Source organism: Virgibacillus chiguensis (genome assembly GCF_900129865.1).
GTDB lineage: Bacteria > Bacillota > Bacilli > Bacillales > Amphibacillaceae > Virgibacillus > Virgibacillus chiguensis.
Genome location: NZ_FQXD01000005.1, coordinates 27,906 through 48,253, shown reverse-complemented (window position 1 = coordinate 48,253; position 20,348 = coordinate 27,906). Strand labels below are relative to the sequence as shown.

Sequence of the window (20,348 nt, the reverse complement as noted above, 5' to 3'; positions counted from 1 at the left end):
TTGTGGCTTATATTTTTGTCCAAATCCAATGTCCATTACTGAACTAAACTTATAAAGACTATTCCCTATGAAGCGTTATTTTAACCACTATCTCTTTTAATCAAATTGATGAGGAGGAGTTGTATTACTATCATGCCCCTTATCAGCTACTTCTTGAAATAAATTGGACGGGGATTGAAACTTTTCACCAGCCCCACCCCCCAGCGTTCTGCGTTGCGCTAACTGCTGTTGGACGTTTTTGATCTCTGTATAAAGTTGTTGTACATCTCCTTTTGTCGCTGGTTGTGCTTCCTGCTTTAGTTCATATCCAATTTGCCCGTTTGCTTCTAACGTTGCCCATTCCACATCATCTATTCGCGATATATTTTTCTGTCGAAAATTCATTTCTAGCTGATCTGTTGTTAGACGTAATTTTTTTAGTTGGTCATATTGAATGACACCATTGTGAATGAGGACTTTTGATTTCCCTGTTATAATTCCTTCAAAGGAATCTGATTTAATTTGTGCGAACTCTATTACAATTAATGTCAATACAAGAACGGTACCTACACCAAGTGTTGTCCATATATTTTTGCCAGCTAATGGCTGAATCAATAAAGAACCTATACCAATCATAATAACCGTTTGCGCCAATGTCATTTGGGATATTGATTTTCTACCAGCAAGCCTTAGCAGCAAGGTTCCCCCAATGATAATCAGCACAGCTTTCCAAATCCATGACCATTCCATCTACTTTACCTCCATTTTAGTTTCTATGATTAGTGTTTAGAAAAAGAGAAATTTTATGCGCAATACTACGACCTTCAATGAATAAATAGATAGCTAAATTGAATTGTATCCGCTTTCATGATAGGATGAAACCAAGTAAAATCAACTGTAGATTATTGGAGGGGGAAATCATGGGGAAAACAAAGCATACTGGCCCAATAAAGTTGTCCAAAAAGCCTGACCCATCGCTTTGGGTAAGCAAGGTTCCATTTGGTTTAGGAAAAGTAAAACCGCATCATATTCGCGACACAATGAAGGTTGCTTGGGAAAATAAAGACAGACTTCCTTATGCCACTCGCATTCTTACACAAGGAGTATGCGACGGTTGCGCACTTGGCGTACAAGGCCTCAAAGATCAAACGTTAACTGGACCACATCTTTGCACGACACGTTTAAACGTGCTTCGTTTAAATACGATGCCAGCTATAAACAAAGCTATCTTGCATGCTGATATAGATGAATTGCGAAAAATGAACAGCACAGAACTACGTCAGCTCGGCCGTATCCCTTACCCACTTATTCGCAAGCCAGATGATCAAAAGTTTCAACGTATTTCCTGGAACGAAGCACTAGACTATATTGCTGAAAAAATGCGTGCTCTTCATCCAAAACAGTTTTCCTTTTACTCCACCTCACGTGGCATTACGAATGAAACCTATTATGTACTCGGAAAAGTCGCTCGGTTTCTTGGAACGAATAATATTGATAATGCATCTAGGATATGCCACTCGCCATCTAAAACAGCATTGACTCGTTCTGTAGGGGTTGGCGCCTCAACATGCAATTATAAAGATTGGATTGGTACAGATGTTTTACTGTTTTGGGGTTCTGTGGCAGCAAATAACCAACCCGTTTCTACCAAATATATGTATGCCGCTAAAAAGCACGGAACAAAGATCATTGTTATCAACCCTTATCACGAACCATCCATGGACGAATATTGGATCCCTTCTATTGGAGAGTCCGCTTTATTTGGAACGAAAATAGCCGATGATGTTTATCAAGTAAATATTGGTGGTGATATTGCCTTTATGCATGGCATGATGAAGCATTGGTTTGCAATGGAGAAGGAAAAGCCCGGATCGGCGTTGGACCACGCTTTTATTCAGGCACATGTCAATGGTTTGGACGCTTTACAAAGAAAGGTAGAAGCTCATACGTGGAAACAATTAGAGCAATCGTCCGGCATCTCTAAACAAAGAATGATAGAATTAGCAACGCTCCTAGCAAATTCAAAATCAGCTGTGTTTGTCTGGTCTATGGGGCTGACCCAACATCGTTTTGGGACCGATAACATCTCACAAGTTGCCAATCTAGCTTTGTTACGCGGGTTTCTTGGACGTGAACATTGCGGCTTAATGCCTATAAGAGGACATTCTGGTGTGCAAGGCTCTGGTGAAATGGGAGCAGACCCCTTCTCTTTACCAGGAGGAAGCATGAATGATGAGCAACGGGAACGTGTAGAAAAAGTATGGAATTTTGATATTCCCACTTGGCAAGGAGACATTGTCGGCGAATCTCTAGAGCACGCTCACTTACCAAAGGAACATGAACGAAAATTAAAGCTCTACTATATGTCGGGAGGAAATTTTCTTGAAACAATGCCAAATCCTGGTTATATTCAATCATGCTTAGAACAAATTGAACTTCGAGTACATCAAGATATTATCTTCAATACGTCTACACTTGTAGATGCAAAGGAAGCAGTCATCGTTTTGCCAGCGATGACACGCTATGAACAACCTGGAGGCGGGACATCTACCTCTACAGAAAGAATGGTCTATTTCTCCCCAGAAATTAAAGGACCACGTATTGAAGAAGCTCGTTCTGAATGGGAGGTTTATATGGATGTAGCAAAGCGAGTAAGACCTGAAGTAAAAGACATCATTCATTTCAAAGACGCACGTGCGATCCGTGAAGAAATCGCCAAAGCCGCCCCGAATTATGATGGCATTCAGCATTTAAATGACAAAGGCGATCTTTTCCAATGGGGAGGAGCTTGGCTCTGTGAAGATGGCGTTTGCCCAACTCCAGATGGCAAGGGAAACCTTATCGCCATGGATATTCCGGAATTAAGAAAACCAGAGGGACATTTTTACGTGACGACGCGTCGAGGAAAACAGTTCAACTCGATGATTTATAGTGAAACCGATCCATTTAACAATGCACACCGAGATGATATTTTAGTGAATAAACACGATGCAGATACACTTGATATTCAAGACGGAGAAAACGTAGTTGTTTATAACCAGTACGGCTTATATGCTGGCCGCGCTAAATTCGCCCCTGTCAAAACGGGCAATCTAGAAGTGCATTGGCCAGAAGGGAATGTCCTTATTCCAAAAGGCATCTACGAACAATATGCAGGTATCCCCGAATATAATACAGCAGTCATTTTAGAAAAAGCAGTTACGTATTATGCACAAAAAGATGTAAAGTATGCAGAAAAGCGTGTAGAGGAGTTGGAAATAGATAGTCATTAGAAAGGATACGGCTGTCGCCAAGTCTCCATAACAAAACCCTTTCTCTTGTTTATACAATACAGCATCGTGCTTGAAGACTTGACTGTAATACGACAAGTTCCATCCCCATACGGACTTGGAGATAGCCTTTTTTCCATGAGCCAGGTCATATCGTACTTCATATTTGGGATAAAGGGGAAATTATATGTCTGATAATTTAGCAGATTGGGAGATTATTCGTGTTCATGACGGAGCCGCTACAAAAGAGTTAACATCCGTGGCGGAGGAATATCCGATCACGATTATGATTAACGGTGAAGAATTCGCTACCATGGTTTGCTCTCCAGAACACGTCGAGGAACTGATCGTCGGCTTTCTTGCTTCAGAAGGAGTGATTTTGCAATATCATGCCATCCAACGTATGAATGTAGATGTAAAAGCAGGATTTGCTTACTTGGAAATCGACAAACTTCCTGATATGTATCAATTCGATCATTCCAAACGTGTTATTGGCTCTTGTTGCGGGAAAAGTCGGCAATTTTATTTTAAAAATGATGTTAAAACAGCTAAAACGATAATGTCCAACCTACGCATCTCTTGTAAGCAATGTTTACAACTTATGGAACAATTACAACAAGCTTCCATGCAGTTTCACCAAACAGGTGGCGTGCATAATGCAGCTTTAGCTTCTGTTAACGGTGTCGAACTCGTTCGTACAGACATTGGTCGCCATAATGCGCTTGATAAGTTGTACGGTCATATGTTAATGAACCATTTGAACATAAACGATAAAGTTATTGTATTCAGTGGGCGCATCTCTTCTGAGGTGTTATTAAAAATTTCCAAAATGCGTGTGAGTATCCTTATATCTAAGTCCGCCCCTACTAAACTTGCTTTACAGTTAGCCGAAGACTTAGGGATTACAGTCATTGGCTTTGCTAGAAAAGGATCTATGAATGTGTATACACACAACAGCCGCGTAGAGGAACTCATCTACACGCAGAAATAATAAGTGTAGATGACGCCACGTTATTGAATAGATGAATGACGTCATCACCAAAGACAAAAAGCTCGGGGCGCCCGTTTAGCAACATAGCGAGTGGAAAGCATTAATAAAATATAAAAGAATTACACCACTAAAACAGGGGGTGCCAACGTCGGGCGGAAAGCCGGTTTCTAATCGGCCTTCCTCATAGTGACGAACCGATGATGACTTAGCTTAGGGCAATAAAGGAAGTCGCCTCGTTGCTGGGCGCTGGAGCCAGACGTGCCTTTCTTATCTTTTAAAAAAACAGTAGCAATGATAAAACGCTACTGTTTTTTATTGGTTGAAGATGTAGCAACTTATGGTCATTGTGAACTTCAGCAACTTTTCATGAAACTCAAGCGAAATTATAATAAACTTTATACTTGAACCTCTCTATCCCAGAACCGATGTTTTGCCACTGCATTGCTAAATGTATCCACAAAGTTGTCCACATCAGACGCCTTAATCACACCTTTTGCCTGATGTATACGACAATCTTCTATTAAAGAAACCCCGTCACTACCTGCACCTATTGGCTTAAAGTGGTGGAATGCTTCTTGAATAAAATGCGTCGCTTGTTGGTAGAAGCGGTCACTCATTTGTTTACTTCCAGCTACATAAACCGCATCAAAAAGGACAGAATCTACGGTTAAAAAGCTAGCATTTGCTTCAACGGTGTTGCCATCTTCCCCAACAACCGCCCCACGCTTATTCGCAACTACGAAAGGACGAATTCCTTGTTTTTTCAATCCATGTATAACCGAAATTACACTGTCGGTATGAAAGCCATTATCTAAAAGAACAGCTACATTTCGTGTTACTGCTGTTTTCGTTGTGTTTTCTTGACTGAGAGCAGGCGAAACTTTACTTACCGGCGAACCACCTTCTTTTGGAGCGGTAACACCAATGTTTGCAGCAATTTCTTGTACCATCTCTAAACTAACATGGGCAAACATATTTATTACTTGTTGTTGCACTTCTTTCCTTTCTACCTTTCCTAATTCAAAGCTGAAAGCGTCTATAATATGTTGTTTTTCTATCTCACTCATACTATTCCAAAACAGAGCAGCTTGAGAAAAATGATCCTTGAAGCTTTCACTTCTTGCACGAATCTTTCTACCTTCCACTTTTTCTTGGTAGTGCTCATATCCGCCTTCTTCTGGGGAAACAGGGTATGGCGTGTTTTCCGCTAACGCGTTTTTATGATAACTCACTTGCCCTACATTAATCGTATGCCTACCGTAGCCGTCCCGTTGATTATTGTGGAACGGGCAAACGGGGCGATTAATTGGTAGCTCATGAAAATTAGGCCCTCCGAGTCGAATTAATTGTGTATCGGTATAGGAGAATAATCGCCCTTGTAATAAAGGATCATTCGTAAAATCAATACCAGGTACTACATGACCGGGGTGAAACGCTACTTGCTCCGTCTCTGCAAAAACATTATCTACATTTCGATTTAAGGTCATTTTGCCAATGATTTTAACTGGAACTTCCTCTTCTGGCCAAATTTTAGTTGGGTCTAATATATCGTAATCAAATGCATTGGCGTCTTCTTCTGAAATTAGTTGCACACCTAACTCAAATTCAGGATAAGCTCCGCTTTCAATCGCCTCATACAAATCTTGACGATGAAAATCTGGATTTTTCCCATTTATTTTTTGTGCTTCATCCCAAACCGTTGAATGAACGCCTAGCTTTGGCTTCCAATGAAATTTCACAAACGTAGCTTCTCCCATCTCATTTACAAACCGAAATGTGTGCACACCAAACCCTTCCATCATGCGAAAACTACGTGGAATGGCTCGATCTGACATTTGCCACATCACCATATGTGCTGTTTCTTGATTATTGGCTACAAAATCCCAGAAGGTATCATGGGCGGATGCAGCTTGGGGGATGCCGTTATGCGGTTCGGGTTTAACAGCATGAATTAAATCAGGGAATTTAATAGCATCTTGAATAAAAAAAACCGGCATATTATTTCCCACTAAATCATAATTTCCTTCTTCCGTATAAAATTTCGTAGCAAATCCTCTTACATCGCGAGCTAGTTCTCCAGACCCTTTTGATCCAGCAACGGTTGAAAATCTTACAAATACGGGTGTCTGTTTCCCTTTTTCTTTTAAGAAATCGGCTTTTGTGTATTGTTCCATTGATTCATACACTTCAAAAACACCATGTGCTGCATATCCTCTTGCATGTACCACCCGTTCAGGTATACGCTCATGATCAAAATGGGTCATTTTTTCCCGAAAATGAAAGTCTTCCATAATGGTCGGTCCACGTACTCCGGCTTTTAATGAGAACTCATCCTCGGATACGTTTAATCCTTGATTCGTGGTCATCTTTTTCCCTTTATCATCAACACGGTAAGCATCTAATTGTTCTTGCTTTGTTTGACCTTGTTTATGGTCTGACATACTTATGCCCTCCTCCATTCGTTTGGTATACTTTTCAATATGCTTGTAGAGAGACTGTTCCCGTATAAAAATCAAATAAAACGAAAAATGTTACTTCTTCATGTTATATTAGACATAACTAGTCGCATACAGTCAGTGAATGTTAGAATGAAACAACAATCTTTAAACGGAGTCTTTATACAATAAACTTGATTTTGGGTTTATCGTATAAGAAACTACGGCTTCCGCCTAAAGATTTGGTAACCTTAATAGAGCAAGGTGTGAAACAAATTGTTTACAACCGAACCAAAGGAGGTCGAGGTACGATGAGCAAAAAAATCATTCTCTTTGACGGTGTCTGTCATTTCTGTGATCAAAGCGTGCAATTTATTTTACAACGCGATAAACAAGAACAATTTTTATTCGCTTCCTTACAAGGCGATGCCGGTCAGAAATTGGTACAAAAATATAACATTCCTAATGATTTAAGCAGTTTAATATTGATTGATAACAATAAGTACTACAATAAATCAACAGCTGCACTACGTATTTGCAGAGAGTTATCAGGCGGTTGGAAATTCCTATATGCATTTATTGTTCTACCTAAGCCCATTCGCGACTTCTTTTACGATCGCATTGCTAATAACCGCTATCGTTGGTTTGGAAAAAAAGATAGCTGCGAACTTCCACCACCACATGTTAGAAAACGATTTCTGTAGTAAATCAGGGGATCATTGCACAAGATGTAACTACCATGTGTGGATGACGTGCAAAGTATTTAGTTTGAAAATTTATAATTGCATTGCTTGCCTGTGAATATTCCATTACAATATACGTAACGTTCCAATATAGGGGAGGCGGGTCTTTTGCATTATATTATGGTGTGAGCATCCTAAATTGAATTCTTTTTAAATAGCAAAGCTTAAAAAACGAAAAAGAATTCAGGAGGATTTATAATGAATAAACAAAACAAAGGGTATCACTTAGAAAAAGTGCAAAAGGAACTGCAATTTTCAGGGTCCTTTTATGCTCGAAAAGGCAACGAAATCTTACAAGGAAGCAATGGCTTTCGAAATTATGCAGAAAAAATAAATAACCAATTAAATACTAGGTTTTCGATTGCTTCAGGCAGTAAACTATTCACATCTATTGCCATTTGCAAATTAGTGGAGACTGGTGAAATTTCCTTTACGTCTAGATTAAAGGACTGTCTTGATATGGATTTCCCACATGTAAATGACCAAGTGACGATTCATCATTTGCTAACGCATACATCAGGATTTCCTGACTATTTTGATGAAGATACTATAGATGATTATGAAGCACTTTGGCATTCTCGACCGATGTACCGCATTCGTTCACCTAAAGATTTTTTACCTTTGTTTCAGCATGAACCAATGCAAGCAACTGTTAATAGTTCATTTCAATATAACAATTCTGGTTATATATTACTCGGTCTCATTGTTGAACAGATTGCTACATGTAGTTTTTCTACTTACATCGAGGAGCAAATTTTTCATAAAGCTGGTATGAAAAAATCTGGATACTTTGAATTAGACCGCTTACCGGAAAACACGGCTCTTGGCTACATAGAGGAGCCAGTAGGAACTTGGAAAACAAATATTTATTCCTTACCAGCAAAAGGCGGCCCAGATGGGGGAGCTTATGTAACAGCAGAAGATATGGTTTTATGTTGGCAAGCTTTGACAGACTATCAACTTTTGTCGAAAGAGATGACGCAATTATTTTTAAAACCACGTGAGGTCGTTAGCGCGGAACAAAATATATACTATGGTTACTGTGGCTATATGGAATTAGATGATCAAAATGAAATAGTTAAGTATATTCAGATGGGATATGACCCAGGAGTAAATTTCCGTGCTGTTCATTATCCCACCACAAAAGCTTCTGTTGTAGTTTGCTCCAACACATCAGAAGGAGCCTATGAACTTCTGAAAGAAATAGAAAACATGTTAACATAAATATTTAAGAAGGTGGGCAGGCACGGAACCCACCTTCTCTTTATTAAGTATATAATTTGTTTTAAATGGATGGGGGCAAAAACGATGAAAGACATCATGTATCAAGAATCATGGAATTTAGATACGATTTTTCCTGGTGAGAGCCAATCGAATCAGTTAAAAAAGCACCTTGATGATTTAGAAGACAACATCAAACAATTCGTGAACAAATTAAAGCATGTCACGATGCAAATAGATGTCCATGATGCAATCATATTGGAAGATGTATGTAAGGATATAAGTATCGTTCGTACGCATTTGTCGCACGCCCAATCTTTTATAACATGCCTACTAGCGCAAAATCCACAAGACAATAAAGCCACTTCTCTCCAAGTTAGAGTGGCCGCTATTAGTAGCAGTTATGAATTAGCTATTGAAATGACCCAACACATTCTGGTTACGATTAACGATGATTTATGGGAATCGTTCATGCACACGAAAGAATTAAGCAACTATAGCTTCCAATTAAATAAATGGAGAAATAAAGGGCAACTGGAGGACATGGACAACATCGGGGAACTACTAGCCAATTTAAAAGTAGACGGCTACCATGGTTGGGGACAAATGTATGACATGCTTATAAATGATATCAAAGTACCTATGACAATAAAAGGGGAAATGGTTCAAATGTCAGTAGGACAAGCAATCAATTTAAGGTCCCACTCCTGTGAAGAAGTGCGAAAAGAAGCACATAAAACACTACAACATATTTGGTCTTTAAAACAAGATCTGTTCGCCAAACTCCTTAATCATATCATCGGCTTTCGCATAAAAGTTGACAGGCATAAAGGCGTGAACAACTTTCTAGAGATTCCTTTACTGGATAACCACATGAAGGAAGAAACTCTAACTACGATGTGGGAGGCGGTGGAAAAACATAAGCAACCATTCAAAAAATACTTAAATAAAAAAGCAGTCATGTTTGGAGAGGAGAAGCTCCATTATTATAATTTTTGGGCTCCCCTGCCCCAAACACAAAGCCAATTGAACTATGAAGATGCCGTTATTTTTGTGATTCAGCACCTTGGAAAGTTTGGACCCGAGCTAGAAAATTTTTGCCGCAAATCTTTTGAAAAGGGATGGGTCGAGTCACAAAATCGTCCCAATAAAAAACACGCTGCATTTTGTGCAAGCTTTCCTCTTACGAAAGAATCGAGAGTATTCCTAACTTATGATGGCACCATAGGAAGTGTATTAACAATGGCACATGAACTAGGTCACGCATTTCATAATGATGCAATGAAAAATATGAACGGGATAAATAAGCAATATCCATTAAGTATCGCGGAAACAGCATCCACCTTTGCAGAAATGATCATGCTAGATGCTGCCATTGAAAGCGCAAATTCCGATAAAGAACGACTCATTTTACTAGATGAAAAAATAAAGCGTAGTGTCATGAACTTTATGAATATCCATGCTAGATTTTTATTTGAAAAACGAATTCACTTGGAACGAGAAAATGGTTATATTTCCTCTGCACAGTTAAACGACTTTATGGAAGAAGCGATAAATGAAAGTTACCAAGGATCCATTACGGATATTCCTACACATATGTGGATTTGGGCACCTCACTTTTATAAAACAAAAGCTCCCTTCTATAACTTCCCATATACGTTTGGATATTTGCTCTCTCTTCATATATACGCTAAAGCAAAACATGAAGGGAAAGGTTTTGAAAAAAAATACCTCGCTTTACTTCGTGATTCGGGCAGCTTTACAGTAGAAGATTTAATAAAGAAGCATTTAGGTGAAGATGTTACATCCGAAAAGTTTTGGGAACAAGGACTGGAATTATGTATAAAAGATGTAGAACAATTTATCCGATTGTCTGAAATTTACAAGGAGTAACCAAATAGTACATGTAGGAAATCTCCCTTATCTTTTTAGAAAAGCTTGTTTTATCACCGAATTTCATGATGGAAGAATCGTTTTTCTTATATAAAGCAGCACAAAGGCTCGGGGCGCCCGGTTAGCAACGTAGCGAGTGGAGCTATAATCAACGAAAGTTTTAGGAATCATGCTCCTGTAACAGGAGTATGCCGGCGCCCTCCGGCAATCCTGTCTTTAGTCGGCCTTCCTATTTAGCACGAACCGATGATGACTTATCTTAGGGCAATGGAGTGAAGTCGCCTAGTTGCTGGGCGCTGGATCCGGACGTGGTTAAATAACTTAGGAAGTTTATCTAGCTGCAAAATTTTATAATTTCCTAGACCAAAACAAAGGAGCCTAAGCTTTTTGCTTAGCTCCTTTGTTTATTTTGCTGTTTCTTTTTTGATTTGTTTACTTCTTAATTGACCACAAGCCGCATCAATATCCGCTCCATTTTCCCAACGTACGCCACAATGAATACCTTGATCCTTTAATGTTTCAAAAAACGCTTGAATGGTTTCCGAATCACTACGTTGATAATGACTGTGCTCGTCTACCGGATTGTAAGGAATCAAATTCACATAGGCTAATTTACGGTGATTCTTCAATAAATTAGCCAACTGTATCGCTTCTTCCTTATGATCATTAACATCTTTCAGCATAATATATTCATACGTAATACGACGATTCGTCTTTTCCAAATAGTAATCAACAGACTTCATCAGCTTTTCAATAGGAAACGCCTTATTAATCTTCATAATACTGCGGCGCAATTCATTGTTTGGTGCATGAAGGGAAATCGCTAAATTTACTTGCACACCTGTATCGGCAAATTGATAAATTTTATGAGCGAGCCCGCTTGTCGATACGGTAATATGTCTAGCTCCAATGTTTAAACCTTTATCATCATTGACAACATATATGAAATCCATCAAATGCGTAAAATTATCCAACGGTTCACCGATACCCATGACAACAATATGGCTTACTCTTTCATCTTTTTCCCGCGTATCTAAATGCTTTTGCACCATCATAATCTGTTCGACGATTTCCCCACTTGTTAAGTCGCGGCTTTTGCTTAATAACCCACTTGCACAGAAGCTACAGCCAATATTACAGCCTACCTGCGTAGTTACACAAACAGATAAACCATAATTAAACCGCATTAACACCGTTTCAATTAAGTTACCATCTGCTAAACGAAACAAAAATTTAATCGTGCCGTCTTTTGATTCCTGCTTTATTTCTTCTTCTAACGTTCCTAGTACAAAATGCTCTTCCAACAGCGCGATCGTCTGTTTGTTCACATTTTTCATGTCCGAAAATTGATGAATACGTTTCTTATACAGCCAGTTCCACACCTGATCGACACGAAATCGTTGCTGCCCATGTTCCATTAGCCAATCCTTCAGCTGTTCATATGTTAATCCATAAATGGATGATTTACTCATGCATTTACCCTCATTTCTAGATAATCTCATTTCCAGAGTATCCGATCTTCCGTCTTTCATCATAATAATGATTCACCATATTATCTTACTTCATGATAGAATTTGTTGCAAATCTCTACGTTTGTACTTTTAGTGTTTATAACATCTTTTCCTGAAAACGAGGGTAAATAGCACATTTAATGAAGAAGGAGATTCCCCTTTATAGATAACCAAACTGAAGAACTCCTCTACATTTTATTAAGGCAACATCGTTTCTCCCATTAAGTAACGATCACATTCTCTTGCTACACCACGTCCTTCGTTAATTGCCCAAACAATGAGACTCTGCCCACGGCGCATATCTCCTGCGGCAAACACACCTTCTATATTCGTCCGATAATCATCATGCGCTGCGGCTACAGTGGTTTTTTCTGTTGTTTGTACACCTATTTGCTCAAGTAAGCTTTGCTCTGGACCTTTAAAACCAATGGCGATAAGAACTAAATCTGCCGGCCAAACTTTTTCTGTTCCTGGGATTTCTTCACGAATTTTATTTCCTTCTGCATCATAGCGAAGTTTCACACCAACCGTATGAATCTCTTTCACATGACCTTTGTCATCGCCGACAAACCTTTTCGTCATAACCGCATAGGCTCTCGGATCCTTACCAAAAACGCTAGCAGCTTCTTTATGTCCATATTCTACACGATGTATTTTAGGATATTGTGGCCATGGATTTGTGGCACTATCACGTGTAAGTCCTTTTTTATCATAAATATCAAATTGTGTAAGACTTTTACAATGATGACGTACTGCTGTTGCCAAGCAATCGGTTCCTGTATCACCACCCCCAATAACGATGACATCTTTGTCACGTGCAGAGATATAATTTTCATCCTGTAAATTGGAATCTAATAAACTTTTTGTGTTCGCATGAAGAAAGTCCATCGCCCGATAAATACCTTTCAGCTTACTTCCCTCTACTTGAATATTCCTGTGCACTGTGGCACCCCCACAAAGGATGATGGCATCGAATGTACTGTTTAATTCCTCATATGTCAAGTCTTTACCTATCTCCGTATTGGTAACAAAGGTGATACCCTCTTGTTTTAAAATATTTACACGTCGCATGACAATATCATACGAGAGCTTCATTTCTGGAATTCCATATGTGAGCAGGCCGCCAATTCGATCATCACGTTCAAACACCGTCACGAGATGCCCTGCTTTATTTAACTGTGCAGCAGCAGCTAAACCTGCTGGGCCTGAACCTACAACAGCAACTTTTTTCCCTGTTCGCTCCGTTGGTATATTTGGCACTACCCATCCTTCTGCAAAACCTTTTTCAATAATGGAACGCTCTATTGTTCGAATTGCCACAGGTGGCTCATTAATTCCTAGCACACAAGCTCCTTCACAAGGGGCGGGGCAAGCAATACCAGTGAATTCAGGAAAATTATTTTGCTCATGTTCACGCGCTAACGCTTCCTGCCATCGTCCTTCATAAACCAATTCGTTCCATTCGGGAATGAAATGATATACAGGGCAACCGGAAGTAACGCCCTCTATTTCCATACCTACATGGCATGTTGGCACGCCACAGTCCATACAGCGCGCACCTTGCTTTTGCACTTCTGTTTCACTTAAAGGAATAGTGTAATCGAACCAGTCTTTCGTCCGTTCTTTTGCATCTCGCCCATGTCTCGTTTGTCTTGCATATTCCATAAATCCAGTCTGTTTCCCCATCAAAACCCTCCTTCTATAGTATGTTTAGACATTACTTTTCCGTCCTAAAAATGGTCTGTGCTAGTGGCACCTGTTACTTTCCAATGCAGGTAGAGTGGATACTTAAGCCTTTCCCACTGGAGTATCTAATTAGTTTGGCGTTCATGCATTCGTAAGGATCTTCAATAATATGTCACATGCAATTAGACATATAGATCTACAAACAGTAGGGAGAGTTATTCCAGTTATCCCCACTGGTTTTTATACGTATTATCTCCCGCTTGACTTGTACAACGCAATACGCCAATTTTTTAACTGAGGTTTATATTTCGGATAAAAAATTTAATGCAGAACACCTACTGGTTTTTCCACTTTCTCTCCTTGCTTACTTGCTTGAAACGCAGCCATTTCTGCATCAAATTTGCTATATCCTTGATCTTTTAAAGCTTGAATTTTTTCTTGCATTTGCACATAAGCAATAGGAACAACTTTCACAAATTGATGTACATATTTATCCCAATAGTTTAAAATACGCTCCGCATGACTACTATTCGTTGCTGTGACATGCTGTTTTATTAATTGCGCGAGCTGACCAATCTCTCGCTCGTCCGTTAACGATTGTATGGCAACTAACTCACCATTTATATGAGAACGAAATGTTCCTTCTTCATCTAGTACATAAGCCGTTCCACCAGACATACCAGCTGCAAAATTTCGTCCTGTCTTACCAAGAACGACTACGGTTCCACCAGTCATATATTCACAACCATGATCACCGACACCTTCAACAACTAAAGTAGCACCGCTATTTCTAACAGCAAACCGTTCACCAGCAATACCACGAATAAAAGCTTCTCCACGAGATGCGCCGTAAAACGCTACGTTTCCAATAATCGTGTTCTTTTCGGGAGCAAAGGTAACAATTGGGTCAGGATGCACAACTAGTTTACCGCCAGATAACCCTTTTCCAACAAAATCATTGGCATCTCCAATTAACCGCAAAGTCATACCTGGTGGAATAAAAGCACCAAAGCTTTGTCCAGCAGATCCACAAAAATTCAGTTTAATGGTATCCTCGGGTAAACCTTCTTCTCCGTAACGCCGCGTCACTTCGCTTCCTAATAAAGTACCCGTCACTCGGTTTATATTCCGAATAGCTGTTGTGAATTCGACGGGCTGCTTGTGTTCCAAAGCCTCGCGACAATTTGGAATTAACTCCTGGAAATCCAATGTTTTTTCAATGCCATGCTGTTGGTCCATCGTTGCATAGCGCCCTACGGGGTCTGGTACATCTGGCTGATAAAGAAGCGCTGATAAATCAATCCCTTTTGCCTTCCAATGCGCAATACTTTCGTTGACTTCTAAAACATCCGTTCTACCGATCATTTCATTAATGGTTCGAAAGCCTAAAGATGCCATCATTTCACGTGTTTCCTGGGCAATAAACGTCATGAAATTGACGACGTGGTCAGGATCTCCCGTAAATTTCTTCCGTAACTCTGGATTTTGGGTTGCTATACCGACTGGACAAGTATCTAAGTGACAAACCCGCATCATCACACAACCAAGCGCCACTAAGGGTGCTGTGGAAAACCCAAATTCCTCTGCTCCTAACAGACTAGCGATGACAACGTCTCGTCCTGTCATCATCTTTCCATCTGTTTCGACAACAATTCGGTCTCTTAGTCCGTTTAATAATAATGTTTGATGCGTCTCTGCTAGACCAATTTCCCATGGTAGTCCAGTGTGCTTCACACTCGTTCTTGGAGCAGCACCTGTACCACCATCATAACCACTAATTAATACAAGGTCAGCACGCCCTTTAGCAACACCAGCAGCAATTGTTCCAACCCCCACCGCGGAAACAAGTTTCACGCTAATACGGGCGTTTGGGTTTGCATTTTTTAAATTGTAAATAAGTTCCGCCAAATCTTCAATGGAATAAATGTCGTGATGTGGAGGCGGGGAAATAAGTTCAACCCCTGGAGTAGATCCGCGAACTTCTGCCACCCATGGATATACCTTATTTGCTGGCAGTTGTCCTCCTTCTCCAGGCTTTGCCCCTTGTGCAACCTTAATTTGAATTTCATCTGCATGGACAAGATAATGGCTGTTAACACCAAACCTTCCTGAAGCAACTTGTTTAATTGCACTGCGTCGTAAGTCGCCGTTGGCATCACGGGTAAAGCGATCAGGGGATTCGCCACCTTCTCCACTATTACTCCGCCCTCCTATCCGGTTCATAGCAATTGCTAACGTTTCATGCGCTTCTTTACTAATCGAACCAAATGACATAGCGCCTGTCTTAAATCTCGCACATATGGAGGCAACAGATTCTACTTCTTCTACTGGGATTGACTTGCGTTTTTTAAAGGTTAACAACCCACGTAACGATTGCAAATTCTTTCTTTCGTCGGTCAATAGCTTTGAATACTCCTGAAACAATTCATAATTTCCAGTACGACAAGCATGCTGCAAAGTATGAATCGTTTGAGGATTATATTGATGGCCCTCCCCATCTTTGCGGTATTGATATTCATCCCCTGATTCCAGAGTGCTATTTCCCCCACGCGTCGGGTTAAATGCTCGCTCATGTCGCATACACGTTTCTTGTTCAATTATATCCAACCCAATTCCACCCAATCTGGACGCTGTGTGTGTAAAATAGTTGTCAATAACGGATTTATTTATGCCAATTGCTTCAAAAATTTGCGCCCCACGATAACTTTGAATCGTTGAAATTCCCATTTTCGATAGCACTTTAATAATTCCATTTGTCACGGATTGGTTATATGTTTGAATTGCCTTCTCCGCTGAAAATGCAGTAATTTCCTCCGCTGTAACCATTGCTTCTATCGTTTGGTGGGCCAAATAAGGGGTAATCGCTTCAGCACCATAGCCAAGCAATGTAGCAAAATGATGCACTTCTCGCGCTTCCCCTGTTTCAACTAATAAGCTAATCTTTGTTCGCATCCCTTTGCGAATAAAATGATGATGCAATCCTGACACAGCTAATAGAGCAGGAATGGCTGCCTTATGCTGATTAATGCCACGATCTGACAAAATTATCAGTACCGCCCCGTTTTCTACTGCTTGGTCAGCTACTGCAAACAGCTGCTGTAGTGCTGTTTCTAGCTTATTTTCTGTTGCATGTACACGAAAATGAATAGACAATGTGGTCGCCTTTAGCCCTTCTAACTGTTGATAACGTATTTTATCTAATTCCTTACACGTTAGAATAGGGGTTTGTAATCGTATTTGCCGACAGCTATCTGCTGTTGGTCGCACTAGATTCCCTTCTGCTCCAATACTCGTTTCTGTCATAGTAATTAATTTCTCCCGAATAGCGTCGATTGGTGGATTGGTCACTTGGGCAAAAAGTTGTTTAAAATAGTTGTATAATAATTGAGGTTTTTTCGATAATACGGCTAGTGGCGAATCATATCCCATCGAGCCAATCGGGTCTTTCCCGTCCTTCACCAAAGGTTTTATTATTTTTTGTAAATCCTCTCTTGTGTAACCAAAAGCTTGCTGTTGCATGAACAAATCGGCTTCTTCTCTTCCTGATTGTTCTGGAACATCTGGGATATCTTCAAGTGCTACTTTATTTTGTAACCATGCTTTATAAGGCTGTTCCGTAGCAGCTTGTAACTTAATATCATCATCTGGAACAATAATCCCTTTCTCCAAATCCACTAATAACATGCGACCTGGCTCGAGTCGCCGTTTATAAAGAATATCATCGGCAAAAATATCTAATGCGCCTACCTCAGAACCAAGCACAATCATACCGTCTTTCGTAACATAATACCGAGCAGGGCGCAAACCATTACGATCTAAACAAGCTCCTATTTGTCTACCATCGGAAAAGACAAGCGCTGCTGGCCCATCCCAAGGCTCCATGAATGAACTGTGGTAATCATAAAAATCGCGCCGTTCCGCACGCATCGTCGTATCATTTGCCCATGATTCAGGTATCATCATCATGGCAGTATGTGCTAAAGACCTTCCTGATAAATGCAAAAATTCAAACGTATTATCGAATATTGATGAATCACTGCCATCGTAATCAATAACGGGAAGTATCTTTTGCATATCTACTTCGGAAAAATAAGGAGAAGAACATAATTTTTCTCGTGCTCGCATCCAATTGACATTGCCGCGTAATGTATTAAATTCGCCATTATGAATCGTGTATCGATTTGGGTGGGATCTTTTCCAGCTTGGGAAAGTATTCGTGCTAAATCTGGAATGTACTAAAGCAAGTGCTGATTTAAAATCTGGGTGGTTTAAATCAATATAAAATGCATCTAACTGTTCAGGGATAAGCATCCCCTTATAAACAATGGTCGTTGTTGAGAGACTACAAATATACACATCGTCAAGCTCAGCATGAATCGTTACGGCTTGTTCCATTCGTTTACGAATCACATATAATTTGCGTTCAAAAGCTTGTTGATCTTGTATATCTGTTGCTTTTTGAATGAAGATTTGCCGTATGGTCGGCTTTTTCTGCATTGCCAATTCACCTATAAATGATTCATTCGTCGGTACAGGTCTCCAACCAAGAAAATGCTGACCTTCTTCACGTATAATCTGTTCAAACATGGCTTTTGTTTGCAAACGAATTTCATGATCCTGAGGAAGAAAGAGCATTCCTACACCGTACTCCCCTTGAGCAGGGAGTTCTATCCCTTCTTTGGCACATTGTTTTTGAAAGAAGCGATCTGGTATTTGTGTTAAAATTCCCGCCCCATCACCAGTACTCGTATCGGCAGATTGACCGCCTCTGTGTTCCATATTACACAATAGATTGATGGCATTTTGCACAATATTATGTGTTTTCTTTCCGTTAATATTGGCAATCATTCCAATGCCACAGGCTTCATGTTCAAAGTCAGGATGATACAATCCTTGCGCTTTCGGGAAATCCTTTTTTGTCATTCAACTATCCCCTTCCTTGACATCTGTTATGTCTGTTTATTTTTTGATGATTTTGAAAAATTACCTTGCATTCGTTGCCTACTTTTTAAAAGACTCGCTTAAAATGAAAGCTATCATTTTTGTATAAATAACACACCTGCAAGTGCTTTTCATTGCAGGTGGTGGTTCTCCCAATGCGACGAACCACAGTGGTTTCTTATACGGTAGGCGATATGCCTTTTTCCTAAGGCGAAAAAAGTGTAGTATTACTATATCACAAACGAACGTTTAACTCAAAATTCTGATAAATTATTTTCATGCAAATTGATTTAATTTTACTTATTGAAAACGCTGTCATGTCAATCTTTATAAATTTACCATGCATGATGAATGCATGAGGTTAAGCGCTTTTTCCACCATACCATGATAGATTTCTATTATATAAAATATTTTTTACGAAAGCTATTCTTTAATTCTGCTAGCAAGTAGTAAGCTGCATCAATAATCGTCGTGCTATAAGCCGATCATTGGACGGTAAGCAGAAAAAAACTTATCATTGCTTATTAAGAAGAATGAAGGGAATGGTATCATTGTCTAAACAAAAAACCTTTCATCGCATTCCACTATCGGTGTTAGATTTAGCTCCGGTAAATGAAGGTAGTAATCCAAGGGAATCTTTTCAACATAGTGTGGAATTAGCAAAGCATGTAGAAGCGCTCGGATTTAACCGTTATTGGTTAGCGGAGCATCATAATATGCCTGGTATCGCGAGTTCAGCAACCTCTGTCCTAATCGGACATATTGCCGAAAAAACGAACCATATTCGGGTGGGTGCAGGCGGGGTTATGTTGCCGAATCATGCGACACTCGTCATTGCTGAACAGTTTGGCACGTTAGAGTCGCTTTACCCAGGTAGAATCGATCTAGGTCTAGGGCGCGCCCCTGGAACAGACCAAGCAACGTCATATGCTTTGCGCAGAACGTTAAACATGCGGGTGGAAGATTTTCCGATGCAAGTAAATGAATTACAGGACTATTTTGCCAAAGAACCAATATCTAAAGTGAAAGCTGTGCCTGGTCAAGGTTTGAATATTCCTATTTGGCTATTAGGCTCCAGTGACTTTAGCGCCAGATTAGCTGCACAAAAGGGGTTGCCTTTCTCGTTTGCTAGTCACTTTGCTCCTGCATATACCATACCAGCTTTACGACTATACAGGGAGCAATTCCAAGCATCGGAACAACTTCAAAAGCCTCATGCCATGGTAGGTGTAAACGTTATTGCGGCAGATACAGATGAAAAAGCAAATTATATTGCTACCTCGTTGCAACAACAGTTCTTGCATTTACGTCGTGGGCAACCGACAAAACTTAAAGCACCAATAGAAAACGTAGAAGCACATTTCTCTGCATTCGAATTGCAAGCTATTAAGCAAACGCTTGATCCGACAACAACCATTATTGGTAGCAAAGAAACCGTGAAGCAAGGATTAGAGCATTTCTTGGAAAAAACAGAAGCGGATGAAATGATTATTAGTTCACAAATCTATCATTTAGAGGATCGCTTGCGTTCCTTTGAAATAATTAGCGAATTAATGGACGAAGCAAATAACTAACGACACGGAAAGAGCGATCCAGCAACATGCTTGGATCGCTCTTTCCATAAGATAAAAAAGTATAAACATGGTTGCTATGTGGGTACCGATTTAACCGAATAGCCA

At 39.9% G+C, this 20,348-nt stretch carries 11 protein-coding genes; 6 read left to right on the top strand and 5 right to left on the bottom strand.

The genetic code is table 11. The features are described from left to right. Positions 1-96: 96 nt before the first annotated feature. Positions 97-729: a DUF421 domain-containing protein gene (locus BUB45_RS07235; protein WP_073006786.1), complete on the bottom strand. Its 633-nt coding sequence runs from the start codon at positions 727-729 to the stop codon at positions 97-99. 170 nt (positions 730-899) lie between these two features. On the opposite strand from BUB45_RS07235, the gene BUB45_RS07230 reads away from it, so the two are divergent. Both BUB45_RS07230 and fdhD read left to right on the top strand, forming a co-directional pair. Beyond that, positions 900-3,251: an FdhF/YdeP family oxidoreductase gene (locus BUB45_RS07230; RefSeq protein WP_073006785.1), complete on the top strand. Its 2,352-nt coding sequence runs from the start codon at positions 900-902 to the stop codon at positions 3,249-3,251. Positions 3,252-3,435: 184 nt separating this feature from the next. Continuing rightward, positions 3,436-4,239 (top strand): formate dehydrogenase accessory sulfurtransferase FdhD, encoded by an 804-nt coding sequence (gene fdhD / locus BUB45_RS07225; protein ID WP_073006783.1) that lies wholly within the window; start codon positions 3,436-3,438, stop codon positions 4,237-4,239. A gap of 395 nt (positions 4,240-4,634) precedes the next feature. Here the strand turns inward: fdhD and BUB45_RS07220 are convergent, their stop codons facing one another. After that, positions 4,635-6,680, bottom strand: a complete 2,046-nt coding sequence (locus tag BUB45_RS07220) for a catalase (RefSeq protein ID WP_073006781.1) — start codon at positions 6,678-6,680, stop codon at positions 4,635-4,637. A 305-nt stretch (positions 6,681-6,985) separates the two neighbouring features. On the opposite strand from BUB45_RS07220, the gene BUB45_RS07215 reads away from it, so the two are divergent. The 3 genes from BUB45_RS07215 to BUB45_RS07205 all read left to right on the top strand — a co-directional run bounded on the left by BUB45_RS07215 (position 6,986) and on the right by BUB45_RS07205 (position 10,531). Beyond that, positions 6,986-7,378 carry a thiol-disulfide oxidoreductase DCC family protein gene (locus BUB45_RS07215; RefSeq protein ID WP_073006779.1) on the top strand — a complete coding sequence of 131 codons (393 nt, stop codon included), beginning with the start codon at positions 6,986-6,988 and terminating at the stop codon, positions 7,376-7,378. A 237-nt stretch (positions 7,379-7,615) separates the two neighbouring features. Next, the gene (locus BUB45_RS07210; protein WP_073006778.1) at positions 7,616-8,641 is read left to right on the top strand and encodes a serine hydrolase domain-containing protein; all 1,026 of its coding nucleotides are present in this window, start codon (positions 7,616-7,618) and stop codon (positions 8,639-8,641) included. Positions 8,642-8,725: 84 nt separating this feature from the next. Next, entirely contained in the window at positions 8,726-10,531 is a 1,806-nt protein-coding gene (locus tag BUB45_RS07205; RefSeq protein WP_073006776.1) for a M3 family oligoendopeptidase, read from the top strand. A 404-nt stretch (positions 10,532-10,935) separates the two neighbouring features. On the opposite strand, the gene rlmN is transcribed toward BUB45_RS07205, so the two are convergent. The 3 genes from rlmN to gltB form a co-directional block, all read right to left on the bottom strand. Further along, a complete protein-coding gene (rlmN, locus tag BUB45_RS07200; protein ID WP_073006774.1) occupies positions 10,936-12,003 on the bottom strand; it encodes a dual-specificity RNA methyltransferase RlmN in 1,068 nt (355 codons plus the stop codon). 237 nt (positions 12,004-12,240) lie between these two features. Next, positions 12,241-13,728 carry a glutamate synthase subunit beta gene (locus BUB45_RS07195; RefSeq protein ID WP_073006772.1) on the bottom strand — a complete coding sequence of 496 codons (1,488 nt, stop codon included), beginning with the start codon at positions 13,726-13,728 and terminating at the stop codon, positions 12,241-12,243. 321 nt (positions 13,729-14,049) lie between these two features. Beyond that, positions 14,050-18,651, bottom strand: a complete 4,602-nt coding sequence (gltB, locus tag BUB45_RS07190; RefSeq protein WP_073006770.1) for a glutamate synthase large subunit — start codon at positions 18,649-18,651, stop codon at positions 14,050-14,052. Positions 18,652-19,211: 560 nt separating this feature from the next. Here gltB and BUB45_RS07185 point away from each other — a divergent pair. Then, positions 19,212-20,243: an LLM class flavin-dependent oxidoreductase gene (locus BUB45_RS07185; RefSeq protein ID WP_073006769.1), complete on the top strand. Its 1,032-nt coding sequence runs from the start codon at positions 19,212-19,214 to the stop codon at positions 20,241-20,243. Positions 20,244-20,348: the final 105 nt, after the last annotated feature.

Coding starts and splice junctions, on each gene's coding strand:
- BUB45_RS07235 (WP_073006786.1), bottom strand. CDS start 729: ATGGAATGGTCATGGATTTGGAAAGCTGTGCTGATTATCATTGGGGGA.
- BUB45_RS07230 (WP_073006785.1), top strand. CDS start 900: ATGGGGAAAACAAAGCATACTGGCCCAATAAAGTTGTCCAAAAAGCCT.
- fdhD (WP_073006783.1), top strand. CDS start 3,436: ATGTCTGATAATTTAGCAGATTGGGAGATTATTCGTGTTCATGACGGA.
- BUB45_RS07220 (WP_073006781.1), bottom strand. CDS start 6,680: ATGTCAGACCATAAACAAGGTCAAACAAAGCAAGAACAATTAGATGCT.
- BUB45_RS07215 (WP_073006779.1), top strand. CDS start 6,986: ATGAGCAAAAAAATCATTCTCTTTGACGGTGTCTGTCATTTCTGTGAT.
- BUB45_RS07210 (WP_073006778.1), top strand. CDS start 7,616: ATGAATAAACAAAACAAAGGGTATCACTTAGAAAAAGTGCAAAAGGAA.
- BUB45_RS07205 (WP_073006776.1), top strand. CDS start 8,726: ATGAAAGACATCATGTATCAAGAATCATGGAATTTAGATACGATTTTT.
- rlmN (WP_073006774.1), bottom strand. CDS start 12,003: ATGAGTAAATCATCCATTTATGGATTAACATATGAACAGCTGAAGGAT.
- BUB45_RS07195 (WP_073006772.1), bottom strand. CDS start 13,728: ATGGGGAAACAGACTGGATTTATGGAATATGCAAGACAAACGAGACAT.
- gltB (WP_073006770.1), bottom strand. CDS start 18,651: ATGACAAAAAAGGATTTCCCGAAAGCGCAAGGATTGTATCATCCTGAC.
- BUB45_RS07185 (WP_073006769.1), top strand. CDS start 19,212: ATGGTATCATTGTCTAAACAAAAAACCTTTCATCGCATTCCACTATCG.